This window comes from Bradyrhizobium sp. SBR1B (assembly GCF_014198205.1).
In the GTDB taxonomy this organism is placed as follows: Bacteria; Pseudomonadota; Alphaproteobacteria; order Rhizobiales; family Xanthobacteraceae; genus Bradyrhizobium.
The window spans coordinates 66,207-87,839 of sequence record NZ_JACIHC010000015.1; the positions used below are offsets into that span (position 1 = coordinate 66,207).

Here is a 21,633-nt window from a genome sequence, read left to right on the forward strand (position 1 = left end):
ACTGCCCGATCACTGGAGCAGTGCGGCGGCCTTCACGGCCGTCACAGCGGTGTTGTAGTTGTTGACGAGTTGCTGGACCGAGGCGGCCGACATGTCGAGCACCGGCTTCGGATAGACGCCGAACAGGATCGTCAGCGCGATCATCGGGAACAGCGTCAGGCACTCCCGGAAGGTGAGATCCTTCATGCTCGCCAGCGATGGCTTGACCAGCGCCCCGAACACGACCTTGCGGTAGAGCCACAGCGCGTAGCCGGCCGAGAGGATCACGCCGAAAGTGGCGAAGAACGCGGTCGGGATCGAGACCTTGAAGGTGCCGAGCAACGTCATGAACTCGCCGACGAAGCCTGATGTGCCGGGCAGACCGACATTGGCCATGGTGAAGACCATGAAGGTCAGCGCGTAGAGCGGCATCCGGTTGACGAGGCCGCCATAGGCCGCGATCTCGCGGGTGTGCAGGCGGTCGTAGACGACGCCGACGCAGAGGAACAGCGCCCCGGAGACGATGCCGTGCGAGATCATCTGGAACATGCCGCCGGCGACGCCCTGCATGGTGCCGGCGAAGATGCCCATGGTGACGAAGCCCATATGCGCGACCGAGGAGTACGCGATCAGCTTCTTCATGTCCTCCTGCATCAGGGCCACCAGCGAGGTGTAGATGATGGCGATGGCCGAGAGTGTGAAGATCAGCGGCGCGAAGTCATGCGAGGCCAGCGGGAACATCGGCAGCGAGAAGCGCAGGAAGCCATAGCCGCCCATCTTCAGCAGGATCGCGGCGAGGACCACGGAGCCCGCCGTCGGCGCTTCGACGTGCGCGTCGGGGAGCCAGGTGTGCACCGGCCACATCGGCATCTTCACCGCGAAGGAAGCGAAGAAGGCGAGCCAGGCCCAGGTCTGCAGCGACCGCGGCACGGCAGTGTGCATCAGCGTCGGAATGTCGGTGGTGCCACCATTCCAGTACAGCGCCATGATGGCGAGCAGCATCAGGACCGAGCCGAGCAGCGTGTAGAGGAAGAACTTGAACGATGCGTAGACCCGACGCGGACCGCCCCAGACGCCGATGATCAGGAACATCGGTATCAGGCCGCCTTCGAAGAACAGGTAGAACAGCACGAGATCGAGCGCCGAGAAGGTGCCGACCATCAGCGTTTCCAGGATCAGGAACGCCATCATGTATTCGCGGACGCGGTTGGTGATCGCCTTCCAGCTCGCGATGATGCAGAACGGCATCACGGCGGTGGTGAGGATCACCAGCGGCAGTGAGATGCCGTCGACGCCCATGTGGTAGGTGATGCCGGTGGCGAGCCAGTTCGCCTTCTCGATGAACTGGAAGTCGGGATTGGCCGGGTCGAACCGCATGACCAGGATCACCGACACCGCGAAGGTGATCAGCGTGGTCCAGAGCGCGATCCAGCGCGAGTTGCGCTTGGCCGCCTCGTCATCGCCGCGGCTGAGATAGACGATCAGCGCGCCGACCAGCGGCAGGAACGTCGTGACCGATAGGATGGGCCAGGTTGTCATTTACTGGCCTCCAAAGCCGAACATGAACCAGGTGATCAGGCCGGCGGCGCCGATCAGCATGGCGAATGCGTAGTGATAGAGATAGCCGGTCTGGATCTTCACGACGTTGCGGGTGACGTCCAGGACGCGAGCCGAGACGCCGTCGGGACCGAGGCCGTCGATGATGAAGCCGTCGCCCTTCTTCCAGAGCTGATAGCCGATCCACTTCGCCGGACGGACGAAGATGATGTCGTAGAGCTCGTCGAAGTACCATTTGTTGAGCAGGAACTGGTACAGCATCGGCTGCTCTTTAGCGAGCTGCACAGGGATGTACGGCCGGCGGATGTAGAACAGGTACGAGACGAGGAAGCCCAGCACCATCATCACCGTCGGCAGGAAGGCGATGGTCTCGGGGATGTGGTGCATCTCCTCGATGATGTGCGGGTTCATCTTCACGGATTCGCGGAAGAACTCCTCGATGCCGTGACCGGCGAACAGCTCCTTGAACGGGAAACCGGCGACGATGGAGCCGACTGCGAGCACGCCGATCGGGATCAGCATCCAGATCGGAGCCTCATGCGCGGCCTCATAGTGATGCTCGTCATGCGGCTCGCCATGGAAGGTCTTGAAGATCAGGCGCCAGGAGTAGAACGAGGTCAGGCCGGCGGCGACGACCGTCATCAGGAAGCCGTACATCGCAAACGGAATGTGCGAGGCGTAGGCGGACTCGATGATCGCGTCCTTGGAGAAGTAGCCGGCGGTGAGCGGGAATCCGGTGAGCGCCAGCGTGCCGACCACCATCACCGCATAGGTGTAGGGGATCTTCTTCCAGAGCCCGCCCATGTTGCGGATGTCCTGCTCGTGGTGCATCGCGTAGATCACCGAGCCGGAGCCCAAGAACAGCAGCGCCTTGAAGAAGGCGTGCGTGAACAGATGGAACATGCCGACCGAATAGGCCCCTGCTCCCATCGCCACGAACATGTAGCCGAGCTGCGAACAGGTCGAGTAAGCGACGATGCGCTTGATGTCGTTCTGGACGAGGCCGATGGTCGCGGCGAAGAACGCTGTGGTCGCGCCGAAGAACATCACGACGGCTTGCGCATTCGGGGCGAGTTCGAACAGCGGCGACAGGCGCGCCACCATGAAGACGCCGGCGGTGACCATGGTCGCGGCGTGGATCAGCGCCGACACAGGCGTCGGGCCCTCCATCGCGTCCGGCAACCAGGTGTGCAGCAGGAACTGCGCCGACTTGCCCATCGCGCCCATGAACAGCAACAGGCAGGTCAGGGTCAGCGCATCGGCGTGCCAGCCGAGGAAGTTGATGGTCTTGCCGGTGAGGCCGGGCGCGGCATGGAAGATCGTCTCGAAATCGGTCGAGCTGGTCAGCATGAAGATCGCGAAGATGCCGAGCGCGAAACCAAAGTCGCCGACGCGGTTGACCACGAAGGCCTTGATCGCGGCCGCATTCGCCGACGGCTTCTGGTACCAGAATCCGATCAGCAGATAGCTCGCCAGACCCACGCCTTCCCAGCCGAAGAACAGTTGCACAAGGTTGTCCGCCGTCACCAGCATCAGCATGGCGAAGGTGAACAGGCTGAGATAGCCGAAGAAGCGCGGCCGGTTCGGGTCCTCGTCCATGTAGCCGATGGAATAGAGGTGCACGAGCGAGGACACGGTGGTCACCACCACCAGCATCACGGCCGTGAGCGTGTCGACCCGCAAGGTCCACCAGACCTGAAGATCGCCGGAGAAGATCCAGGGCAGCAGCTGGACCCTGATGTCGTGGTGCATGAAGCCGACATCGACCAGCGTCATCCAGGACAGCGCGGCCGAGACGAACAGCAACGCGGTGGTGATCAGCTCGGCACCGCGCGAGCCTGCCGCCGCCGGCTCGACCGGGCCGTGGCCGTGATCATCGTGGGCGTCGTCGTGATGGCTCTCGTGGATGACGGACGCATCCTCGTTGATCGTATCGGACGCATGGGCGTGCGCGTGGCCGTGGTCGCCATGATGCTCGACCTCGTCGCCCGACGGGTTGCGGGCATGCGCGCCGAACAGCGCGATCAGGCCAGCCAGAATGGCGCCCAGCAGAGGCAGAAAGACAATTGCCTGAACCATGACTGAGCTCAGCCCTTCATCAGATTGACGTCCTCAACCGCGATCGAGCCGCGGTTGCGGAAATAGACCACCAGGATGGCGAGACCGATCGCGGCTTCAGCGGCAGCGACGGTGAGCACCAGAAGCGCGAAGACCTGGCCGACGATGTCGCCGAGGAAGGTCGAGAACGCGACGAGGTTGATGTTGACCGAGAGCAGGATCAGCTCGATCGACATCAGGATGACGATGATGTTCTTGCGGTTCAGGAAGATGCCGAGGATGCCGAGCGTGAACAGGATCGCGCCGACCGCCAGATAGTGTCCGAGCCCGATCGTCATTTCACCCACTCCGCCGCGTCAGAGTCCTGGAGCCCCTGCCCCGGCGCCACCTTGCGCATCGCCATCGCCATATCGGGCGTGCGCGCGTTCTGAACGTTGATGTCCTGCCGCTTCACGCTCGCCTTGTGCCGCAGCGTCAGCACGATGGCGCCGATCATGGCGACCAGCAGCACCATGCCCGAGAGCTGGAAGTAGTGGATGTACTTCGTATAGAGCACCAGCCCGAGCGCCTCGGTGTTCGATACGTTGGCCGGGATCGCCGCCGTGATCGTCTTGGCGACGCCGGGGTTGATGACCCAGAAGCCGACGGTGAGCAGCAGCTCGAACAGGAAGATGCCGCCGATCACCAGGCCGACCGGCAGGTACTCGATGAAGCCCTCGCGCAGCTCGGTGAAGTCCACGTCGAGCATCATGATCACGAACAGGAACAGCACCGCGACGGCGCCGACATAGACGACGATCAGGATCATCGCCAGGAATTCGGCGCCCATCAGCACGAACAGGCCGGAGGCGTTGACGAAGGCCAGGATCAGGTACAGCACGGAGTGCACGGGATTGCGCGAGACAATCACCATCACGGCCGAGGCGACACAGACGCCGGCGAAGAGATAGAAGAACAGCGCGGGAAGGATCATGCCCTCACCTCACCGGTACGGCGCGTCGAGCTCGATCGCTTTCGCGATCTCGCGTTCCCAGCGGTCGCCGTTGGCGAGCAGCTTGGCCTTGTCATAGAACAGTTCCTCGCGGGTCTCGGTCGCGAACTCGAAGTTCGGACCTTCGACGATGGCGTCGACCGGGCAGGCCTCCTGGCAGAGGCCGCAATAGATGCACTTCACCATGTCGATGTCGTAGCGCACGGTGCGGCGGGTGCCGTCGTTGCGGCGCGGGCCGGCCTCGATGGTGATGGCCTGTGCCGGGCAGACGGCTTCGCACAGCTTGCAGGCGATGCAGCGCTCTTCGCCGTTCGGATAGCGGCGCAGCGCATGCTCGCCGCGGAAGCGCGGCGAGATCGGGCCCTTCTCGAACGGATAGTTCAAGGTCGGCTTCGGCTGGAAGAAATAGCGCATGGCGAGGAAGAACGCCGAGACGAATTCCGACAGCAGAAGCGAGCGTGCAGTGGCGTTGACGTTGATACCCATGACGGCCCTCACTTCGGCGCGATGCCGGCGAAATGCAGCACGCCGGCCACCACGATCACCATCGCCAGCGACAGCGGCAGGAACACTTTCCAGCCGAGGCGCATCAATTGATCGTAGCGGTAGCGCGGCACGATCGCCTTTGCCATCGCGAACAGGAAGAACATGAAGAAGACTTTGAGCGAGAACCAGATGATCCCCGGCACCCAGTTGAAGGGCGGCAGGTCGACCGGCGGCAGCCAGCCTCCGAGGAACAGGATCGTCGCCATCGCGCACATCGTGACGATCGCGACATACTCGCCGAGCATGAACAGCAGATACGGCGTCGAGCCGTACTCGACCATGAAGCCGGCGACGAGCTCGGATTCGGCTTCCACGAGGTCGAACGGCGGGCGGTTGGTCTCCGCCAGCGCCGAGACGTAGAACACCACGAACATCGGGAACAGCGGCCAGACGTACCAGTTCAGGATGGTGAGCTGCGGCAGTCCGATCAGGCTGGCGAGCCCCCGGACGTGCTGGGCCTCGACCACGGCCGACAGGTTCAGCGTACCGGCGCAAAGCAGCACCGTGATGATGACGAAGCCGATCGAGACTTCATAAGACACCATCTGCGCCGCCGAGCGCAGCGCGGCCAGGAACGGGTATTTCGAGTTCGACGACCAGCCGGCCATGATGATGCCGTAGATCGACAGCGACGAGATCGCGAAGATGAAGAGGATGCCGACATTGATGTCGGAGATCACCCAGCCGAGGCTGGTCGGAATCACCGCCCAGGCCGCGAGCGCGAGCACGCATGAGACCAGCGGCGCAAGGAGAAACACGCCCTTGTTGGCGCCGGCCGGAATGATCGGCTCCTTCAGCACGAACTTCAGAAGGTCGGCGAAGGATTGCAGCAGGCCCCAGGGGCCGACCACGTTCGGGCCGCGCCGGATCTGCACCGCCGCCCAGATCTTGCGGTCGGCGAGCAGGATGTAGGCGATCGCCACGAGCAGGACGACGAGCACCAGGACGCTCTGCGCGACCATGATGATCAGCGGCCAGAGGAACCCAGTCCAGAATGCGCTTTCGAAGAATTCCATCAGATCACGCTCACTCCGCTGCGGTCAGCATGTGCCCGGAGGCGAGGCGCGAGCATTCCGCCATTACGGCAGACGCACGCGCGATTGGGTTGGTCAAATAGAAGTCCTCGACCAGCGGCTTGAACGGCGCCTTCTCGGGCGAACCGCCCTTCCCCGCCACCTTCTTGATCTGGTCGGCCGAGCCGGCCTCGATCTGGTCGAGACGGATCAGATGCGGCACGGCCTTGAAGATCGCCTGGCGCAAGGCGGCCAGCGAGTCATAGCCGAGCTTCTTGCCGAGCGCCTCCGACAGCGCGCGGACGATCGCCCAGTCCTCGCGAGCTTCGCCCGGCGGGAACGCGGCGCGGCCCGTCATCTGCACGCGGCCCTCGGTGTTGACGTAGATCGCGGACTTCTCGGTATAGGCGGCCGCCGGCAGGATCACGTCGGCGCGATGCGCGCCGCGGTCACCATGGGTGCCGATATAGACGACGAAGGTACCGTCAGGCGCGTTGATCTCGTCGGCCCCGAGCAGGAACAGCAAGTCCAGCGTGCCGAACGTCGTCATCTGCGCGGCGTTCAGGCCCCCGCCGGTTGCGGAGAAGCCGATATCGAGAGCACCGACGCGCGAAGCGCTCTCGTGCAGCACGCCAAAGCCGTTCCAGCCGTCCTTGACCGCACCGACATCGAGCGCGAGCTTGGCAGCGGCCGCGAGAATGGCGGCGCCGTCGTGACGCGAGGCCGCGCCCGCGCCGACCAGGATGATCGGATTCTTGGCGTTCTTCAGCACGTCCATGAACGAGTGCTTGCCGGCCGCGAGCTCACCGAGCGTCTCGGTGCCCGCGCCGAGGTGATCGTAGTCGTAGGTCAGATCGACCTTCGGGCCGATCACACCGACCTTGAAGCCGCCGGCGCGCCAGCGCTTGCGGATGCGGGCGTTGAATACGGCCGCCTCTTTCCGCGGGTTCGCGCCGATGATGAGCAGCGCATCCGCCTGCTCCACACCCGCCAGCGTCGGGTTGAAGATGTAGGAGCCGCGGCCGAGCGCGGGGTCGAAGGCGTCGCCGCCCTGCACCGCCAGATTGCCCGAGCCGTATTTGGCGAGAAGGTCCTTCAGCGCGAACATCTCCTCGACGCCGGCGAGATCGCCGGCAATCGCGCCGATGCGCTTGCCGTCGGTGCGGGCCGCTTTCGCAGCGATCGCGGCGAACGCCTCGGTCCAGCTCGCCGCGCGCAGCTTGCCGGCTTCGCGGATGTAGGGCCGGTCCAGGCGCTGGGTGCGCAGGCCGTCGACGACATGGCGGGTCTTGTCGGAGATCCACTCCTCGTTCACGGCCTCGTTGATGCGCGGCAGCACGCGCATGACTTCGCGGCCGCGGGTGTCGACGCGGATCGCAGATCCCACGCCGTCCATCACGTCGATCGACTGGGTCTTGCCCAGCTCCCAGGGACGCGCCGCAAAGGCATAAGGCTTCGAGGTCAGCGCGCCGACCGGGCAGATGTCGACGAGATTGCCTTGAAGCTCCGAGGTCAGCGCGTGCTCGAGGTAGGTCGTGATCTCCATGTCCTCGCCGCGCCCCGTCGCGCCCATCTCGGGGGCGCCTGCGACTTCCGCCGAGAAGCGGACGCAGCGCGTGCACTGGATGCAGCGGTTCATCGAGGTCTTGACCAGCGCACCGAGATATTTGTCCTCGACCGCGCGCTTGTTCTCGGCGAAGCGGCTGGTGTCGACACCATAGCCCATCGCCTGGTCCTGCAGGTCGCACTCGCCGCCCTGGTCGCAGATCGGGCAATCCAGCGGATGGTTGATCAGAAGGAACTCCATCACGCCTTCGCGTGCCTTCTTCACCATCGGCGAACGCGTCGAGATCTCCGGCGGCTCGCCCTTGGGGCCCGGACGGCAATCGCGCACGCCCCAGGCGCAGCTCGCGACCGGCTTCGGGCCGCCCTTCACCTCGACGAGGCACATCCGGCAATTGCCGGCGATCGACAGCCGCTCGTGATAGCAGAAGCGCGGAATCTCGGCGCCGGCCGCCTCGCACGCCTGAAGCAGCGTGTACTCGGCGGGGACATCGATCTCTTTGCCGTCGATGATGAGCTTGGTCATTCTTCTTACTCCGCCGCGACCATGTTCACGGGATCGCGGACGCCGATATCGTCGACATCGGCCTTATGCGAATACTGGTCGATGCGCGCTTCGATCTCGTGACGGAAATGCGCGATCAGGCCCTGGATCGGCCATGCCGCGGCATCGCCGAGCGCGCAGATGGTGTGGCCTTCGACCTGCTTGGTGACTTCGAGCAGCATGTCGATCTCGCGCTTGTGGGCGCGGCCTTCGGCCATGCGGGTGAGCACGCGCCACATCCAGCCCGTACCCTCGCGGCACGGCGTGCACTGGCCGCAGCTCTCGTGCTTGTAGAAATAGGAGATGCGGGCAATGGCGCGGATCAGGTCGGTGGACTTGTCCATCACGATCACGGCCGCGGTGCCGAGGCCCGAGCGCAGCTTGCTCAGGCTGTCGAAATCCATCGGCGTGTCGATGATCTGCTCGGCCGGCACCATGCGCACCGACGAACCGCCGGGGATCACGGCCTTGAGGTTGTCCCAGCCGCCGCGGATGCCGCCGCAATGCTTGTCGATCAGCTCACGGAACGGGATGCCCATGGCCTCTTCGACGTTGCAGGGCCGCTCGACATGGCCGGAGATGCAGAAGAGCTTGGTGCCGACATTGTTCGGACGACCGATGCCGGCGAACCAGGCCGCGCCGCGGCGCAGGATGTCCGGCGCGACCGCGATGGACTCGACGTTGTTGACGGTGGTCGGGCAGCCGAACAGGCCGACATTGGCCGGGAACGGCGGCTTCAGGCGCGGCTGGCCCTTCTTGCCTTCGAGGCTTTCGAGCAGCGCGGTCTCTTCGCCGCAGATATAGGCGCCGGCGCCGTGGGCGACGTAGATGTCGAACGGCCAGCCGTTGACGTTATCCTTGCCGACCAGCTTGGCTTCATAGGCCTGGTCGATCGCGGCCTGCAGGTGCTCGCGCTCGCGGATGAACTCGCCGCGGACATAGATGTAGCAGGCATGCGCGTTCATCGCGCAGCTCGCGATCAGGCAACCCTCGATCAGGAGATGCGGATCGTGCCGCATGATCTCGCGATCCTTGCAGGTGCCGGGCTCGGACTCGTCGGCGTTGACGACGAGATAGCTCGGCCGGCCGTCGGTCGATTCCTTCGGCATGAACGACCATTTCAAACCGGTCGGGAAGCCGGCGCCGCCGCGGCCGCGCAGGCCTGACGCCTTCATCTCATTGATGATCCAGTCGCGGCCCTTGTCGATGATGTTCTTGGTGCCATCCCAGGCGCCGCGGCGCCGCGCACCCTCGAGCCCCCAATCGTGGAGGCCGTAGAGGTTCTTGAAGATGCGGTCCTTGTCCTCGAGCATATCAGTGCTTTCCGATCAACGAATGGTCTGCTTGTAGGCAAGTCCGGCGGCGCAGACCGCGAAGGTCAGCGCCCAGAGCAGACTGGATTCCAGCGACGCGTTCAGGCCGAAACGCTGCAGCAGGAAAATGAAAGCGGCCGCCACGGCGGCGTGCAACGCGATGAAGCCCCACTTTTTCATGGCATCGCTCTCCTGCACGGAAGGCTGCGAGAGATCACCCATCAGGTGCTCTCCTTCAGCGTGGTCGGCCCGGTGATCGGCGCCGAGAATTGGCGGCCGTTCTGCGGACCGGGCTTGGGCGGATTGCCCGAGGCGAAACCGTCGAGCACCTTGCCGAAGCTTTCCTTGGTCAGGTCCTCATAGGTGTCCTTGCCGATCAACACCATCGGCGCGTTCACGCAGGCACCCAGGCACTCGACCTCTTCCCAGCTGAAATTGCCGTCCTTGGAGAGATGGAAGGGCTCGTGATGGATGCGGTGCTCGCAGACGTGGATCAGATCCTCGGCGCCGCGCAGCCGGCACGGCGTGGTGCCGCAGACCTGGACGTGGGCCTTCTTGCCGACGGGGGCGAGCTGGAACATCGTGTAGAAGGTCGCCACCTCCAGCACGCGGATGTAGGGCATGTCGAGCATGTCGGCGATGACGCGGATCGCGGCTTCCGAGACCCAGCCGTCGTGCTGCTCCTGGGCCCGCCAGAGGATGGCGATGACGGCGGAGGCCTGACGTCCCGCCGGATATTTCGCGATCTGCTGCTTGGCGAATGCGAGGTTCTCCTCCGTGAACGCAAAGCTCGCGGGCTGGACTTCCTTCGGTGCTAATCGGCGAACGGACATCTCTTCAATCTCTCACTGCATGCGGCGCGCTGTTTTCGCATTCAGGGCTTCGATCCTGTCCTGCCAAAATGCGCTTGCGGTGCCGAAAACGTTGTAGCCGACATGGGTCGAGACCTTGATGCGGTCGAGGATCGACAGCTCGGTCACGGTCTCCATCCGGTTGCTGCGCGGATCGAACACGATCAGCTTCAGCGGGGTCTGTTCGAGGATGAAGCGCGACACTGCATGAGAGCGGTCGCTGCCGTGCTCCTCGCACATGATGACGCTGTCGGCCTGGAGCAGACGCGCGCCGCCCTTGATCGCCTCGATCTCGACGCCCTCGACGTCGAGCTTGATCAGGTATTTGCCGGCGCTTGCGACTTTGCCGTCCTCGATCAGATTATCGAGAGCGATGACCGGCACGTCCTCACCGCCCGCGGAGGGATCGCCGGCGATGCTGAAGGCCTCGTGCTTGGTGCCTGAGAGACGCGCGGTGCCGCGGGTGGCGCCGATCGCGCATTTCATGGTCTCGAAGCGATTGCCGTTGACGCGGGCGTTGTTGGCGAGCTTCGGATAGTTCTGCCCCGACGGCTCGATCGCGATCGCCTTGTGCGAGCCGAACGGCTTGCTCGACACCAGCACCGACCAGTAGCCGTAATTGGCACCGCAATCGAGCAACGTGTAGTCGACGTCGACGCTATCGGCGAACAGCAGCTCGAGCTCGTCTTCGTAGTTGTAGGAGCGGTTGAGCAGCTTGCTCCAATAGCCGTCGCCGTAAGGGAACTCGAACACGGCGTCGGGATTGAGCCTGATCGCGATGTTCCGCTCGGGCAGCGTCTTCCGCAGCAAATTCGCGCAGGCGATGTAGCCCATATGCGAGAAGTGCGAGGAGATCTTCGATCCCGTCACCAGCGCCAAGGCAGCCGTCCGCTCCCACAGGTTGGCCCCTTCAAGGGCCCCTGAGGCGCGGTCAAACTGGATTGGCGCCTGCTGCCCCATCACCGATCGACCTCTCCGAACACGATGTCGAGCGAGCCGAGGATCGCCGAGACGTCGGCGAGCAGATGGCCGCGGCAGATGTGATCCATCGCCTGCAGATGCGCAAAGCCCGGCGCGCGGATCTTGCACTTGTACGGCTTGTTGGTGCCGTCGGAGATCAGATAGACGCCGAACTCGCCCTTGGGCGCCTCGACCGCGGCGTAGACTTCGCCGGCCGGCACGTGAACGCCTTCGGTGTAGAGCTTGAAGTGGTGGATCAGCGCTTCCATCGAGCGCTTCATCTCGCCACGGCGCGGCGGCGCAACCTTGTTGTCGGCGACGACAACGGGGCCCTTCCCGTCGGGCGCGTTCAGCTTCTGGATGCACTGCTTCATGATGCGGATGGACTGACGCATCTCTTCCATGCGGATCAGATAACGGTCGTAGCAGTCGCCGTTCTTGCCGATCGGAATGTCGAAATCCATCTCGGCATAGCATTCATAGGGCTGCGACTTGCGCAGGTCCCAGGCCGCGCCCGAGCCGCGCACCATCACGCCCGAGAAGCCCCACTCCCAGGCCTCCTTCAGCGGCACCACGCCGATGTCGACGTTGCGCTGCTTGAAGATGCGGTTGGCGGTGAGCAGGCGGTCGAGATCGTCCACGACTTTCAGGAACGGATCGCACCAGGCCTCGATGTCGTCGACCAGCTTCTGCGGCAAATCCTGATGCACGCCACCGACGCGGAAGTAAGCCGCATGCATGCGGCTGCCCGAGGCGCGCTCGTAGAACACCATCAGCTTCTCGCGCTCTTCGAAGCCCCACAGCGGCGGGGTCAGCGCGCCGACGTCCATCGCCTGCGTGGTGACGTTGAGCAGATGCGACAGGATGCGGCCGATCTCGCAATAGAGCACGCGGATCAGCTGGCCGCGGCGCGGCACCTCGATGCCGAGCAGCTTTTCGGCCGCCATGCAGAAGGCGTGTTCCTGGTTCATCGGCGCGACGTAGTCGAGCCGGTCGAAATACGGGATCGCCTGGAGGTAGGTCTTCTGCTCGATCAGCTTCTCGGTGCCGCGGTGAAGCAGGCCGATATGCGGATCGACGCGCGCGACGACTTCGCCGTCCAGCTCCAGCACCAGACGCAGCACGCCGTGCGCGGCCGGATGTTGCGGACCGAAATTGATGGTGAAGTTGCGGAGATTTTCAGGTTGCTCGTTCATGATCAGACCTTCGGTCCCGCTTTTTCATCCCCCGGAAGCACCGGATAATCGGCCCCCTCCCACGGAGACAAAAAGTCGAACTTGCGGAATTCCTGGTTGAGCCGGACGGGCTCGTACACCACCCGCTTCTCCTGGTCGTCGTAGCGGACCTCGACGAAACCCGTGGTCGGGAAGTCCTTGCGCAGCGGATGGCCCTCGAACCCGTAATCGGTGAGGATGCGGCGCATGTCGGGATGGCCGACGAAGAACACGCCGTAGAGGTCGTAGGCCTCGCGCTCGAACCAGTCGGCGCCGGGGAACAATTCAATCAGCGACGGCACCTGGGTGGTCTCGTCGGCCTGGGCCTTGAGGCGGATCCGCGCGTTCAGGGTCGGTGACAGGAAGTGATAAATCACGTCGAAGCGCTTCTCGCGCGAGGGATAGTCCGCGGCCGTGATGTCGGTGAAGTTGACGAAGCGACAGTTCGGATCGTCGCGGAGGTACTTGACCACCTCGACGATCTTGCTGGCCTCGACATCAACCGTGAGCTGGTTGAAGGCCACCGAATGACCGATGGCGGCGCCCGGAAGCGCGCTAACGATCGTCTGCCCCAGTGCGTCGAGCTTGGCGTCGTCCATGACGTAAAACCTTAGCGTTCGATGGTGCCGGTGCGCCGGATCTTCTTCTGCAGCAGCAGCACGCCGTAAAGCAGCGCTTCCGCCGTGGGCGGGCAGCCCGGCACATAGATGTCGATCGGCACGATGCGGTCGCAGCCGCGCACGACCGAGTAGGAATAGTGATAGTAGCCGCCGCCGTTGGCGCAGGAGCCCATCGAGATGACGTAGCGCGGCTCGGGCATCTGGTCGTAGACCTTGCGCAGCGCAGGCGCCATCTTGTTGGTCAGCGTGCCGGCGACGATCATCACGTCGGACTGGCGCGGCGAGGCACGCGGCGCGAAGCCGAAGCGCTCGACGTCGTAGCGCGGCATCGACACCTGCATCATCTCGACCGCGCAACAGGCGAGACCGAAGGTCATCCACATCAAGGAGCCGGTGCGGGCCCAGGTGATGAGGTCGTCGGTCGCAGCCACGAAGAAGCCCTTGTCGGACAGCTCGGAATTGACCTCGAGAAAGAACGGATCATTGGCCCCGACCGGCCGGCCGGTCGACGGATCCAGGATGCCCTTGGGGGCCGGCGCGATAGCCGGACCTGTGGACGACACGGGGTTCAATCCCATTCGAGTGCTCCCTTCTTCCATTCATAGGCGAACCCGACCGTCAGCACGGCGAGGAACACCACCATGGACCAGAAGCCGGTCGCGCCAAGCTTGCCGAACGCCACCGCCCAGGGAAACAGGAACGCCACCTCGAGATCGAAGATGATGAAGAGAATGGCGACCAGATAGAAGCGGACGTCGAACTTCATGCGCGCGTCGTCGAAGGCGTTGAAACCGCACTCATACGCCGACAGCTTTTCCGGGTCCGGCTGCTGGAACGCCACGACGAAGGGCGCGATCAGCAGCACGAGGCCAATGAGGCCCGCTACCCCTATAAAGACGACGAGTGGAAGGTAGTTCTGCAGAATGCCGCTCATGGCGAGCCCTTTTTCCCGCAGCCTCGGGACAGCCACGGATTCGTCCGATTTGGAATTATTCTGAGCCTTAGCGCAGTGCACCAATGGGCGCAAGACACGCTCTTTTCAGGCCCTTTGCCGCCCCCAGAACGGTGAAAATCCCGGAATCACCCCGCGTTGGTATGGAGCAGATCGTCAGGGCCAGCAAGGGCGGTTCGGGCCCGCGGCCGTGGCGTCTGCTGTTTGGGAAGGCCCACTTTATGTAGGCCGCGGCGCGGCAAAATACACATTAAAACGACGATTGCCGCTGGTCGGCCGCATTCCCACCCACCAAGCCCGCAGCCGCTCCGAGCAGCCTATCCACAGGCAAGGCAGGCACGAGCCATGCATCGCGCGGGGGGCGAGCCCCGCCTCAGGCGATATATTGCAGTCCGGCCGGGGTCCAGCCGCGAGCGCGGCGACGGCGACATCCTGGGCCGTCGCGCGCGCCGCGCTCGGATGAGCTTCGGGCTGGGGGGCATAGCCCGGGAGCTCATCTATCTCGTGAGGAAGAGCGGCGGCGCCAGATGGCGCTGCCCTTTTCCCGCCCTCACCATTTGTAGGAGACGCTGGCGGTGACACGCCGGCGATCGCCGTAGAAGCACGACGTGGCCGACGCGCAGCTCGCGACATAGATCTTGTCGGTCAGGTTGATCACGTTCAGCGCCGTACGCCAGTTCTGCCATTCATAGTGGAGCGCGAGATCGCCGAGCACGACTGCGGGAACTTCGAGGGTGTTTGCAGCATCCGCCCAGGACGGGCCGATGTAACGCACGCCACCGCCAAAGCCGAACCCTTCCAACGGTCCATCCTTGAAGGTGTAGTCGGCCCATCCCGATACCAGAAGCTGGGGCGTATTGGTCGGCGTCTTGCCGACGAGGGTCGGGTCGAGGTCTTTGCTGTTGAAGAGATGATAGGACGTGAAGGCGCCGATGAACTTCAGCTCCTTCGTGGCATTGGCCACCGCTTCCAGCTCGATGCCGCGCGAGGTCACCTCGCCGGTCTGGTTCTGCAAGACCGGAACGCTGCCCGGTAATGTCGTCGCGACGTTTTGACGGACCAAATCGAAAGCCGAAACCGTGAAATAGCCATCGAAGCCTTTTGGCGCGACCTTCACGCCGATTTCGGCCTGCTTGCCGGTCTCCGGCAGGAACAGCTGGTTCGTCGCATTGAGGCCGATGATCGGATTGTAGCTCGTCGAATACGAGACGTAGGGCGCGATGCCGTTGTCGAAATTGTAGATCAGTCCGGCGCGGCCGCTGAACCTGCTGTCGTCACGGCTGGCAACGGTTGCGCCGGTGTCCCGCGCTTCTTGCGTCGTTTCGACCCAGTCATTGCGGCCGCTCAGCACCAGCGTGAAGTTGCCGAGCTTCATCTGGTCCTGGAGATAGGTGCCGGCCTGCTTCTGTGTGATGAGGAAGTTACGGAACGGCGCGCTCGGCAACGCAACCTCGGCTCCCCCATAGGCCGGATTGAAAACGTTGATCGAGGGTACGCCGAATCCGAAGGCTTGATAATCGTCGATCTGGTAGCCTCTCAGATCGACGCCGAACAGCATTGTGTGTCTGACCGGACCGGTGTTGAAGCGATACTCGAGCTGATTATCGAGATTGGCCTGGTTGGCGGTGTTCTTCGCGTACCAATTATATCGTCCCATCGTGGCGGTGTTGATGCTGTCCCAACCGTTGCCGACATAGCCGCGGTAGCTGATGTCGACATGCGCAAAGCGGGCGTTCTGGCGGAACGTCAGGTCGTCGGTAAGATTGCGCTCGAACTGATAGCCCAGCATCTCCTGCTCGCGCGTGAATTTGTCGACGGTTGGATCTCCGACGAAGAAGCTCGTGGGAATCTTGCCGAACGGCGCGTTCGTCACCGTGCCCTGGTAGGGCAGGAAGTTGATGCCGCGGGTGTCCTGCTTCGAGGCAGACGCAAGCACCGTGAAGCTCGTGTCGGCATCCGGCTTCCACGTGAACGACGGTGCGATGAAGTAGTTGTTGTCCGGCGTGAAGTTGACCTGCGTGCCGCCGTTCTGGACCTGGCCGACCACGCGCGCGAACAGTTTGCCGTTCTCGGGGCTCGTCGCGACCGGACCGCCCATGTCGAAACTGACATAGGCATTGCCGAAATTATTGACGCCGGCCTCGATGTAGCGGATCGGCTCGGCCGGCGGCATCTTGCTGATGACGTTGACGATGCCGCTCGGGCTTGATCCCCCGTAAAGCACCGCCGACGGACCGCGCAATACCTCGACCCGCTCCATGTTGGGGGTCTGCAGTTTCCAGCTGGCATAGGACGTGTAGAACAGCTGCATGCCGTCGAGAAACAGTCCGATGTCCTCGGACTTGAAGCCGCGGATCAACCACCAGTCGTTGCGGGTATCCGTGCCGAAAGTCCCTGCGCGCACGCCGGCAGTGTAGCGCAGGACCTCATCGAGCTTGTTGGGCTTCTGGTCGCGGATCTGCTCGGCGCCGATGACGGACACTGACTGCGGCGTCTCGATGATCGGCGTGTTGGTCTTGGTGCCGGACGAACTGCGACCCGCGACGTAGCCGTTCACTGGGCCGCGCGGCGTCTCGACGAAGCCGACGTTGCGCTGCGGCTGCGGCCTGTTCCTGTTGGCGATCTGCTCCGACGACCGCGGCGCACGGCGCTGAGGGGTCGTGGTCGCGCGGCGGCGCGCTTCCGGCGCGGTGACGGTCACCGGCGGCAGGCTCGCTGCGCCACCCTGCGCGGACGATTGTGCAAGCGATGCCTGCGGCATCAAAACCCAAGCGGATGCGGTCGCCAGCACGGCCGACCGCAGCATTCCAAGACTGTTCAACGCGCCACCCCAAAGCTGCATGTTCGATGCGTCATGCCGCCTGTCCCCGGACGGCATGCGCTTGGAGGTGACGCTTATGGGAGCGCGCGAGAATTCCCTAATTGAAAGCTTCTTAGAAAGACTCTTAGAAGCGATCCAACATGTTCAGAGATTGCTGGATGATCAGCGCGCGTTCTTCTCGCTCTCGAGCATCTCGGCGGCGATCGCCGTGAGCTGGTCGACCTGCCCCAGCAGCGTGTGGAACTCGGCTTCGCTCAGCTGTTCCAGCAGGCGCCGATTGCGCTCCTGCGCGCCCTCGACGATCGCATCATGCGCGGCGAGCCCCGCTGGGGTCAGCGAGATCAGCACCTCGCGGCTATCTTTCGGATTCGCGGTCTTTGCGATCAGCTTGCGCGAGAGCAGATTGGCCAGCGCGCGGCTGATCTGTCCCTTGTCCTGGCCGACGGCTTCAGCGAGCCGCGCCACGCTCATCGGCGGCCGGCGGCCAAGCGAGGCGACGAGACCGAACTCGACCGAGGACAATCCGGTGAGGCGCTTGTAGCGCAGGATCGCGCCGCGCTTGAGCAGATTGGCAAGCACCATCAGTCGCGACGACAGCATCACGGTGATCGGGGCCGACGGTTCGCTCTCGTCCGCTGCGGGCGACGTCGCCCCGCCCCTGCTCTCGGTCTGGCTCATGATCCACCTCTGCCAAGAAAGCCCAAGCCTGCCAAGCCCGACGCTGCCAAGTCCGGGCCTGCCAAGTCCGAGCCTGCCAAGTCCGAGCCTGCCAAGCCCGGCCGGACGCTTCATCAAATGCGATTAAGAGGCATTTGGAAGATCGTTGACATTGTCATCGAATTATCTTTCACTGGATCCAAGGTGCCGAAAAGGCCCGGCCATCACGGCCAAAGCGGGAGGAACCAGGTATGACCATCACCCAGCGGGATCGTGACCTCGGCACGGCCTACGCGATGAAGCCGGCGCATACCCGCACTGAGCTCACCTCGGTCGCGCGCGGCACGCCGATGGGCGAGCTGCTGCGCCGTTACTGGCACCCGGTCGGGCTCGTCGGTGACGCCACCGACACACCTAAGAAGGTGCGCGCGCTCGGCGAGGATCTGGTGCTGTTCCGCGACAGGCATGGCCGCGCCGGCCTGTTGCACGCCCGATGCTGCCACCGCGGCACCACGCTCTACTATGGCAAGGTCGAGGAGGACGGCATCCGTTGCTGCTATCACGGCTGGAAGTTCGACACCGAGGGCCACTGCCTGGAGCAGCCCTGCGAGCCCGACGGCGGCCAGTTCAAGGACAAGGTGCGCCAGCCCTGGTATCCGGTCGAGGAACGCTACGGCCTGATCTTCGCCTATATGGGCCCGGCCGAGAAACGCCCGGTGCTGCCGGCTTACGAATGCCTGGAGACAATGGACGACGGTGAGCTGGTCGAGGCCGATGATTCCTCGATCGGCGGCGGTGGCCCCGCCATCATCCCCTGCAACTGGCTGCAGCATTTCGAGAACGTGGTCGATCCCTATCACGTGCCGGTGCTGCACGGCTCGTTCTCGGGACCGCAATTCACCAACATGATGGCGTCGATCCCTGAGGTGAAGTTCGAGAAATCGCCGCGCGGCGTCCTCGTGCGCTCCGAGCGCAAGCAGGACGACGGCAAGGTGTTCTATCGCGTCAGCGAGGCTGCGCTGCCGACGCTGCGCGTCGTGCCGAACCCGCGCGTCGCGCAGTTCGCGCGCGTCGAGTCGATCGGCTGGGTGCTTCCGATCGACGATGGCTCCTTCCGGATCTACGTCGCCGGCCGCGTCAAGAACTCCGGCGACATCAGCCGCATGCGCTCGAAGTTCAACGGCAAGTTCTGGTGGGACATGACCGAGCAAGAGCACCAGCAATTTCCGGGCGACTATGAGGCCCAGGTCGGCCAGGGCGAGGTGACGATCCATTCCGAGGAACATTTCGGCCAGAGCGACCGCGGGATCCTCATGATCCGGCGCATGCTGAGCGACCAGCTCGACGCACTCGCCGCAGGCCGCGACCCGATCGGCGTCTCGTTCGATGCCAGCGCGCCGCCGGTCGACTTCGAAGCGGGGAATTACATCCGCGAAGGCTGACCTTCCAGCCGCTACTTCCGGGCTGGACCATTAACGACAATAAACACAAATTGGGGGAAGCGATGGTCGATGTGACGTCACAGATGTCGGTGCAAACGGCTGCCGCGGCAAAGCCCCCGGCGCGGCGCTATTACGTGCTGGGGCTGCTCACCATCATCTACGCGCTGAACTTTCTCGACCGCACGATCTTCAACGTCCTGATCGAGCCGATCAAGAAGGAGTTTGCGCTCAGCGACACCATGATGGGCCTGCTCGCGGGCTTCGGCTTTGCGCTGTTCTATTCCCTGCTCGGCATTCCCATCGCGCGCGTCGCCGACCGGCTCAACCGGCGCAACATCGTGGCCGTCGCCTTTGCATTCTGGAGCGCGATGACGGCGCTGTGCGGCGCGGCCACCAGCGTAACCTCGCTGGCACTGGCGCGCATCGGCGTCGGCATCGGCGAATCCGCCGGCTCTCCCGCCTCGCAGTCGATCGTCGCCGATCTCTTTGCCAAGAACGAGCGCCCGCGCGCGCTCGGCATCTACGCCATCGGCACCTATCTCGGCGTCTTCCTCGGCTATTTCGTCGGCGGCTACGTCAACCAGCACTATGGCTGGCGGATGGCCTTCTATGTCGCCGGCCTGCCCGGCATCCTGCTCGCACTGGTGCTGTGGCTGACGATCTCCGAGCCGAAGCGCGGCGCGATGCAGGAGAGCTTCGTGCCCGAGCCGCTCGGGCCAACGCTACGTTTCCTCGCCTCGCAGCGCAGCTTCATCATCGTCCTGATCGGCTTCTGCCTCACCACCTACACGAACTACGCCACCGCGGCCTGGATCCCGCCGTTCCTGGCGCGCGTGCACCATCTGTCGAGCGCGGAGATCGGCACCTATGCCGGTACCTTCAAGGGCCTCGCCGGCATGGCCGGCACCCTGCTCGGCGGCTTCGTCGTGGCGCAAGTCAGCCGCCGCGACGACCGCTGGAAGCTGTGGGCGCCCGCCATCACCTCAGGGCTGGCCGGCCCCGTGTTCGCGCTGTGCATGCTGACGCAGGATTTCGCGATGATGGTCGCCATGCTGGCGCTGACCTCGTTCCTGGTCGGCTTCCATCTCGGCCCGATCTTCGCGATCGCGCAGACGGTGGCCAAGCCCAGCATGCGCGCGCTCGCTTCCGCGCTGATCGCGCTCACCGCCACCTGCTTCGGCCAGGGCGTCGGCCCGCTCGCGGTCGGCATGGTCAATGACGCGCTGAAGGGCAGTTATGGCGCAGAGGCCGTGCGCTATTCCCTGCTCTCGGCGGCGGTCACGACCACGCTCGGCGCCCTCTTGTTCATCTGGGCCGCCCGCGCGATCCGGGACGACATCGGCCGGGCCGCGGCCTGAGACCGACCCGGTGGGCCCGCCCGGCGAAACCAGCCGGGCGGCGAGATGAAACCATTTTGCGGAACCCGTGAAACCATCCGGAAACAGATGGTCCTTAAGACATGAGCCTACAGACGGCGGCAAAGCCCGTCGGGAGGCTCAGATGAACCACTCAATTCACTCTGCTGATCGTGCGACCCACCTGAAGATCGTGGTGGTGGCGCTGGTGGCTGGCATCACTGTGGCGGCCTTTGGCATCGCAGCCCGCACCAATGCCGATTTCAGCCAGACCGCCCAGTCCACCCACGTCATCAAGGCCGGCAAGCCGGTGGTGGTGACGAGCGCGGGCACGTCCGAGATTCGCTGATACGTCCCCTTCCGGCTGACCGACGGCCGCCTCCGGGCGGCCTTTTTCGTTTTCCAGAGCAATGCTTAGCCGAGTTGCACCGGTGAAGCGCAACGTCCTTGACTTCACTCAGCCCCGCCTTTAATTCCCCCCTCGTTCCGCGCGCATCGAGCGAACCACGCGGGAGTAGCTCAGTTGGTTAGAGCGCCGGCCTGTCACGCCGGAGGTCGCGGGTTCGAGCCCCGTCTCTCGCGCCATTTTGGCAATCCCTTCATAGTCTTAGCTTGAACTTCTCGACTTCCGCCGCATCTGCGCCGGCGATTGCCTGCCGCTGGCGGGAACTCTCGGCATAGTCAGCCCGCGCCCGAATCGTCTACGTCTCAAAGGACTTAGAGGGATCCCCACCCATTCTCGGCTTTTCCAGGGATACCCTGTCATTGGACAACCGAGGAGGCCAGTCATGGCTAAGAAGGATCCGGCCAAGAAGGATTCGACAAAGAAGGCAGCCGCTCCCGCCACCATTACGCTCAAGCACCTCGCCGCCGATATCGCCGAGAGCCAGGAGCTGTCGAAAAAGCGCGCCGAGGCGGTCCTGACCGACATGGTCGATTTGATCGCCAAGCACCTTAGGAAGGGCGACCGGGTCCGCATCGTCGGGCTCGGCATCCTCCAGGTCCGCAAGCGCGCCGCCCGCACCGGCCGCAATCCCGCCACCGGCGAGCCGATCCACATCAAGGCCAGCAAGAAGGTTACCTTCCGTCCGGTCAAGGAACTGAAAGAGGCGATCTGAGGCTACCCTTCGTTAAGCCTGATCCCACCTCCTTCCTGCCGCAACGCGGCCCGCTTTTCTGGTATACCGGCTGCTTCCC

21 protein-coding genes and 1 tRNA gene are annotated in these 21,633 nt (G+C 64.0%); 5 read left to right on the forward strand and 17 right to left on the reverse strand.

The window, feature by feature from the left end; all coding sequences use genetic code 11:
• Window positions 1-9: 9 nt before the first annotated feature.
• From GGD61_RS29545 to GGD61_RS29625, 17 genes are all read right to left on the reverse strand, one after another.
• Window positions 10-1,518: an NADH-quinone oxidoreductase subunit M gene (locus tag GGD61_RS29545; protein ID WP_183231713.1), complete on the reverse strand. Its 1,509-nt coding sequence runs from the start codon at window positions 1,516-1,518 to the stop codon at window positions 10-12.
• Window positions 1,519-3,615 (reverse strand): NADH-quinone oxidoreductase subunit L, encoded by a 2,097-nt coding sequence (nuoL, locus tag GGD61_RS29550; protein ID WP_183231714.1) that lies wholly within the window; start codon window positions 3,613-3,615, stop codon window positions 1,519-1,521.
• 8 nt (window positions 3,616-3,623) lie between these two features.
• Window positions 3,624-3,932 carry an NADH-quinone oxidoreductase subunit NuoK gene (gene nuoK / locus GGD61_RS29555; RefSeq protein ID WP_008547737.1) on the reverse strand — a complete coding sequence of 103 codons (309 nt, stop codon included), beginning with the start codon at window positions 3,930-3,932 and terminating at the stop codon, window positions 3,624-3,626.
• The gene (locus GGD61_RS29560) at window positions 3,929-4,567 is read right to left on the reverse strand and encodes an NADH-quinone oxidoreductase subunit J (protein ID WP_018320150.1); all 639 of its coding nucleotides are present in this window, start codon (window positions 4,565-4,567) and stop codon (window positions 3,929-3,931) included. Before GGD61_RS29560 ends, nuoK begins: the two co-directional genes overlap by 4 nt.
• A 9-nt stretch (window positions 4,568-4,576) precedes the next feature.
• On the reverse strand, window positions 4,577-5,071 hold the full coding sequence (gene nuoI, locus GGD61_RS29565; protein WP_191093171.1) for an NADH-quinone oxidoreductase subunit NuoI: 495 nt from the start codon (window positions 5,069-5,071) through the stop codon (window positions 4,577-4,579).
• Between the two features lie 8 nt (window positions 5,072-5,079).
• A complete protein-coding gene (gene nuoH / locus GGD61_RS29570; RefSeq protein WP_183231715.1) occupies window positions 5,080-6,147 on the reverse strand; it encodes an NADH-quinone oxidoreductase subunit NuoH in 1,068 nt (355 codons plus the stop codon).
• Between the two features lie 10 nt (window positions 6,148-6,157).
• Window positions 6,158-8,233, reverse strand: coding sequence for an NADH-quinone oxidoreductase subunit NuoG (nuoG, locus tag GGD61_RS29575; protein ID WP_183231716.1), 2,076 nt, complete (start codon window positions 8,231-8,233; stop codon window positions 6,158-6,160).
• Window positions 8,234-8,238: 5 nt separating this feature from the next.
• On the reverse strand, window positions 8,239-9,564 hold the full coding sequence (nuoF, locus tag GGD61_RS29580; RefSeq protein WP_018320146.1) for an NADH-quinone oxidoreductase subunit NuoF: 1,326 nt from the start codon (window positions 9,562-9,564) through the stop codon (window positions 8,239-8,241).
• 15 nt (window positions 9,565-9,579) lie between these two features.
• Entirely contained in the window at window positions 9,580-9,786 is a 207-nt protein-coding gene (locus GGD61_RS29585) for a hypothetical protein (RefSeq protein WP_092257322.1), read from the reverse strand.
• Window positions 9,786-10,397 (reverse strand): NADH-quinone oxidoreductase subunit NuoE, encoded by a 612-nt coding sequence (nuoE, locus tag GGD61_RS29590; RefSeq protein WP_018320144.1) that lies wholly within the window; start codon window positions 10,395-10,397, stop codon window positions 9,786-9,788. The genes GGD61_RS29585 and nuoE overlap by 1 nt, the downstream gene beginning before the upstream one ends.
• A 12-nt stretch (window positions 10,398-10,409) precedes the next feature.
• Window positions 10,410-11,375 (reverse strand): FkbM family methyltransferase, encoded by a 966-nt coding sequence (locus GGD61_RS29595; protein WP_092257325.1) that lies wholly within the window; start codon window positions 11,373-11,375, stop codon window positions 10,410-10,412.
• Window positions 11,375-12,571 carry an NADH-quinone oxidoreductase subunit D gene (locus GGD61_RS29600; protein ID WP_018320142.1) on the reverse strand — a complete coding sequence of 399 codons (1,197 nt, stop codon included), beginning with the start codon at window positions 12,569-12,571 and terminating at the stop codon, window positions 11,375-11,377. The genes GGD61_RS29595 and GGD61_RS29600 overlap by 1 nt, the downstream gene beginning before the upstream one ends.
• Before the next feature lie 2 nt (window positions 12,572-12,573).
• Window positions 12,574-13,188: an NADH-quinone oxidoreductase subunit C gene (locus tag GGD61_RS29605; protein ID WP_183231717.1), complete on the reverse strand. Its 615-nt coding sequence runs from the start codon at window positions 13,186-13,188 to the stop codon at window positions 12,574-12,576.
• Between the two features lie 11 nt (window positions 13,189-13,199).
• Window positions 13,200-13,787: an NADH-quinone oxidoreductase subunit B family protein gene (locus GGD61_RS29610; RefSeq protein ID WP_026202310.1), complete on the reverse strand. Its 588-nt coding sequence runs from the start codon at window positions 13,785-13,787 to the stop codon at window positions 13,200-13,202.
• On the reverse strand, window positions 13,778-14,143 hold the full coding sequence (locus GGD61_RS29615) for an NADH-quinone oxidoreductase subunit A (protein ID WP_018320139.1): 366 nt from the start codon (window positions 14,141-14,143) through the stop codon (window positions 13,778-13,780). The genes GGD61_RS29610 and GGD61_RS29615 overlap by 10 nt, the downstream gene beginning before the upstream one ends.
• Before the next feature lie 568 nt (window positions 14,144-14,711).
• Complete coding sequence (locus tag GGD61_RS29620) at window positions 14,712-16,967, reverse strand: TonB-dependent siderophore receptor (RefSeq protein ID WP_177237144.1); 2,256 nt, start codon at window positions 16,965-16,967, stop codon at window positions 14,712-14,714.
• A gap of 177 nt (window positions 16,968-17,144) precedes the next feature.
• Entirely contained in the window at window positions 17,145-17,660 is a 516-nt protein-coding gene (locus tag GGD61_RS29625; RefSeq protein WP_092257331.1) for a MarR family winged helix-turn-helix transcriptional regulator, read from the reverse strand.
• A gap of 230 nt (window positions 17,661-17,890) precedes the next feature.
• On the opposite strand from GGD61_RS29625, the gene GGD61_RS29630 reads away from it, so the two are divergent.
• The 5 genes from GGD61_RS29630 to GGD61_RS29650 all read left to right on the forward strand — a co-directional run bounded on the left by GGD61_RS29630 (window position 17,891) and on the right by GGD61_RS29650 (window position 21,554).
• Window positions 17,891-19,081 (forward strand): aromatic ring-hydroxylating dioxygenase subunit alpha, encoded by a 1,191-nt coding sequence (locus tag GGD61_RS29630; RefSeq protein ID WP_092257334.1) that lies wholly within the window; start codon window positions 17,891-17,893, stop codon window positions 19,079-19,081.
• Between the two features lie 62 nt (window positions 19,082-19,143).
• Window positions 19,144-20,439, forward strand: coding sequence for an MFS transporter (locus tag GGD61_RS29635; protein WP_018320135.1), 1,296 nt, complete (start codon window positions 19,144-19,146; stop codon window positions 20,437-20,439).
• 142 nt (window positions 20,440-20,581) lie between these two features.
• Entirely contained in the window at window positions 20,582-20,785 is a 204-nt protein-coding gene (locus GGD61_RS29640) for a hypothetical protein (protein ID WP_183231718.1), read from the forward strand.
• A 159-nt stretch (window positions 20,786-20,944) separates the two neighbouring features.
• Window positions 20,945-21,021, forward strand: a tRNA-Asp gene (locus GGD61_RS29645).
• A 203-nt stretch (window positions 21,022-21,224) separates the two neighbouring features.
• Window positions 21,225-21,554: an HU family DNA-binding protein gene (locus tag GGD61_RS29650; RefSeq protein ID WP_018320133.1), complete on the forward strand. Its 330-nt coding sequence runs from the start codon at window positions 21,225-21,227 to the stop codon at window positions 21,552-21,554.
• Window positions 21,555-21,633 lie beyond the last annotated feature (79 nt).

Coding starts and splice junctions, on each gene's coding strand:
- GGD61_RS29545 (WP_183231713.1), bottom strand. CDS start 1,518: ATGACAACCTGGCCCATCCTATCGGTCACGACGTTCCTGCCGCTGGTC.
- nuoL (WP_183231714.1), bottom strand. CDS start 3,615: ATGGTTCAGGCAATTGTCTTTCTGCCTCTGCTGGGCGCCATTCTGGCT.
- nuoK (WP_008547737.1), bottom strand. CDS start 3,932: ATGACGATCGGGCTCGGACACTATCTGGCGGTCGGCGCGATCCTGTTC.
- GGD61_RS29560 (WP_018320150.1), bottom strand. CDS start 4,567: ATGATCCTTCCCGCGCTGTTCTTCTATCTCTTCGCCGGCGTCTGTGTC.
- nuoI (WP_191093171.1), bottom strand. CDS start 5,071: ATGGGTATCAACGTCAACGCCACTGCACGCTCGCTTCTGCTGTCGGAA.
- nuoH (WP_183231715.1), bottom strand. CDS start 6,147: ATGGAATTCTTCGAAAGCGCATTCTGGACTGGGTTCCTCTGGCCGCTG.
- nuoG (WP_183231716.1), bottom strand. CDS start 8,233: ATGACCAAGCTCATCATCGACGGCAAAGAGATCGATGTCCCCGCCGAG.
- nuoF (WP_018320146.1), bottom strand. CDS start 9,564: ATGCTCGAGGACAAGGACCGCATCTTCAAGAACCTCTACGGCCTCCAC.
- GGD61_RS29585 (WP_092257322.1), bottom strand. CDS start 9,786: ATGGGTGATCTCTCGCAGCCTTCCGTGCAGGAGAGCGATGCCATGAAA.
- nuoE (WP_018320144.1), bottom strand. CDS start 10,397: ATGTCCGTTCGCCGATTAGCACCGAAGGAAGTCCAGCCCGCGAGCTTT.
- GGD61_RS29595 (WP_092257325.1), bottom strand. CDS start 11,375: ATGGGGCAGCAGGCGCCAATCCAGTTTGACCGCGCCTCAGGGGCCCTT.
- GGD61_RS29600 (WP_018320142.1), bottom strand. CDS start 12,571: ATGAACGAGCAACCTGAAAATCTCCGCAACTTCACCATCAATTTCGGT.
- GGD61_RS29605 (WP_183231717.1), bottom strand. CDS start 13,188: ATGGACGACGCCAAGCTCGACGCACTGGGGCAGACGATCGTTAGCGCG.
- GGD61_RS29610 (WP_026202310.1), bottom strand. CDS start 13,787: ATGGGATTGAACCCCGTGTCGTCCACAGGTCCGGCTATCGCGCCGGCC.
- GGD61_RS29615 (WP_018320139.1), bottom strand. CDS start 14,143: ATGAGCGGCATTCTGCAGAACTACCTTCCACTCGTCGTCTTTATAGGG.
- GGD61_RS29620 (WP_177237144.1), bottom strand. CDS start 16,967: ATGCTGCGGTCGGCCGTGCTGGCGACCGCATCCGCTTGGGTTTTGATG.
- GGD61_RS29625 (WP_092257331.1), bottom strand. CDS start 17,660: ATGAGCCAGACCGAGAGCAGGGGCGGGGCGACGTCGCCCGCAGCGGAC.
- GGD61_RS29630 (WP_092257334.1), top strand. CDS start 17,891: ATGACCATCACCCAGCGGGATCGTGACCTCGGCACGGCCTACGCGATG.
- GGD61_RS29635 (WP_018320135.1), top strand. CDS start 19,144: ATGGTCGATGTGACGTCACAGATGTCGGTGCAAACGGCTGCCGCGGCA.
- GGD61_RS29640 (WP_183231718.1), top strand. CDS start 20,582: ATGAACCACTCAATTCACTCTGCTGATCGTGCGACCCACCTGAAGATC.
- GGD61_RS29650 (WP_018320133.1), top strand. CDS start 21,225: ATGGCTAAGAAGGATCCGGCCAAGAAGGATTCGACAAAGAAGGCAGCC.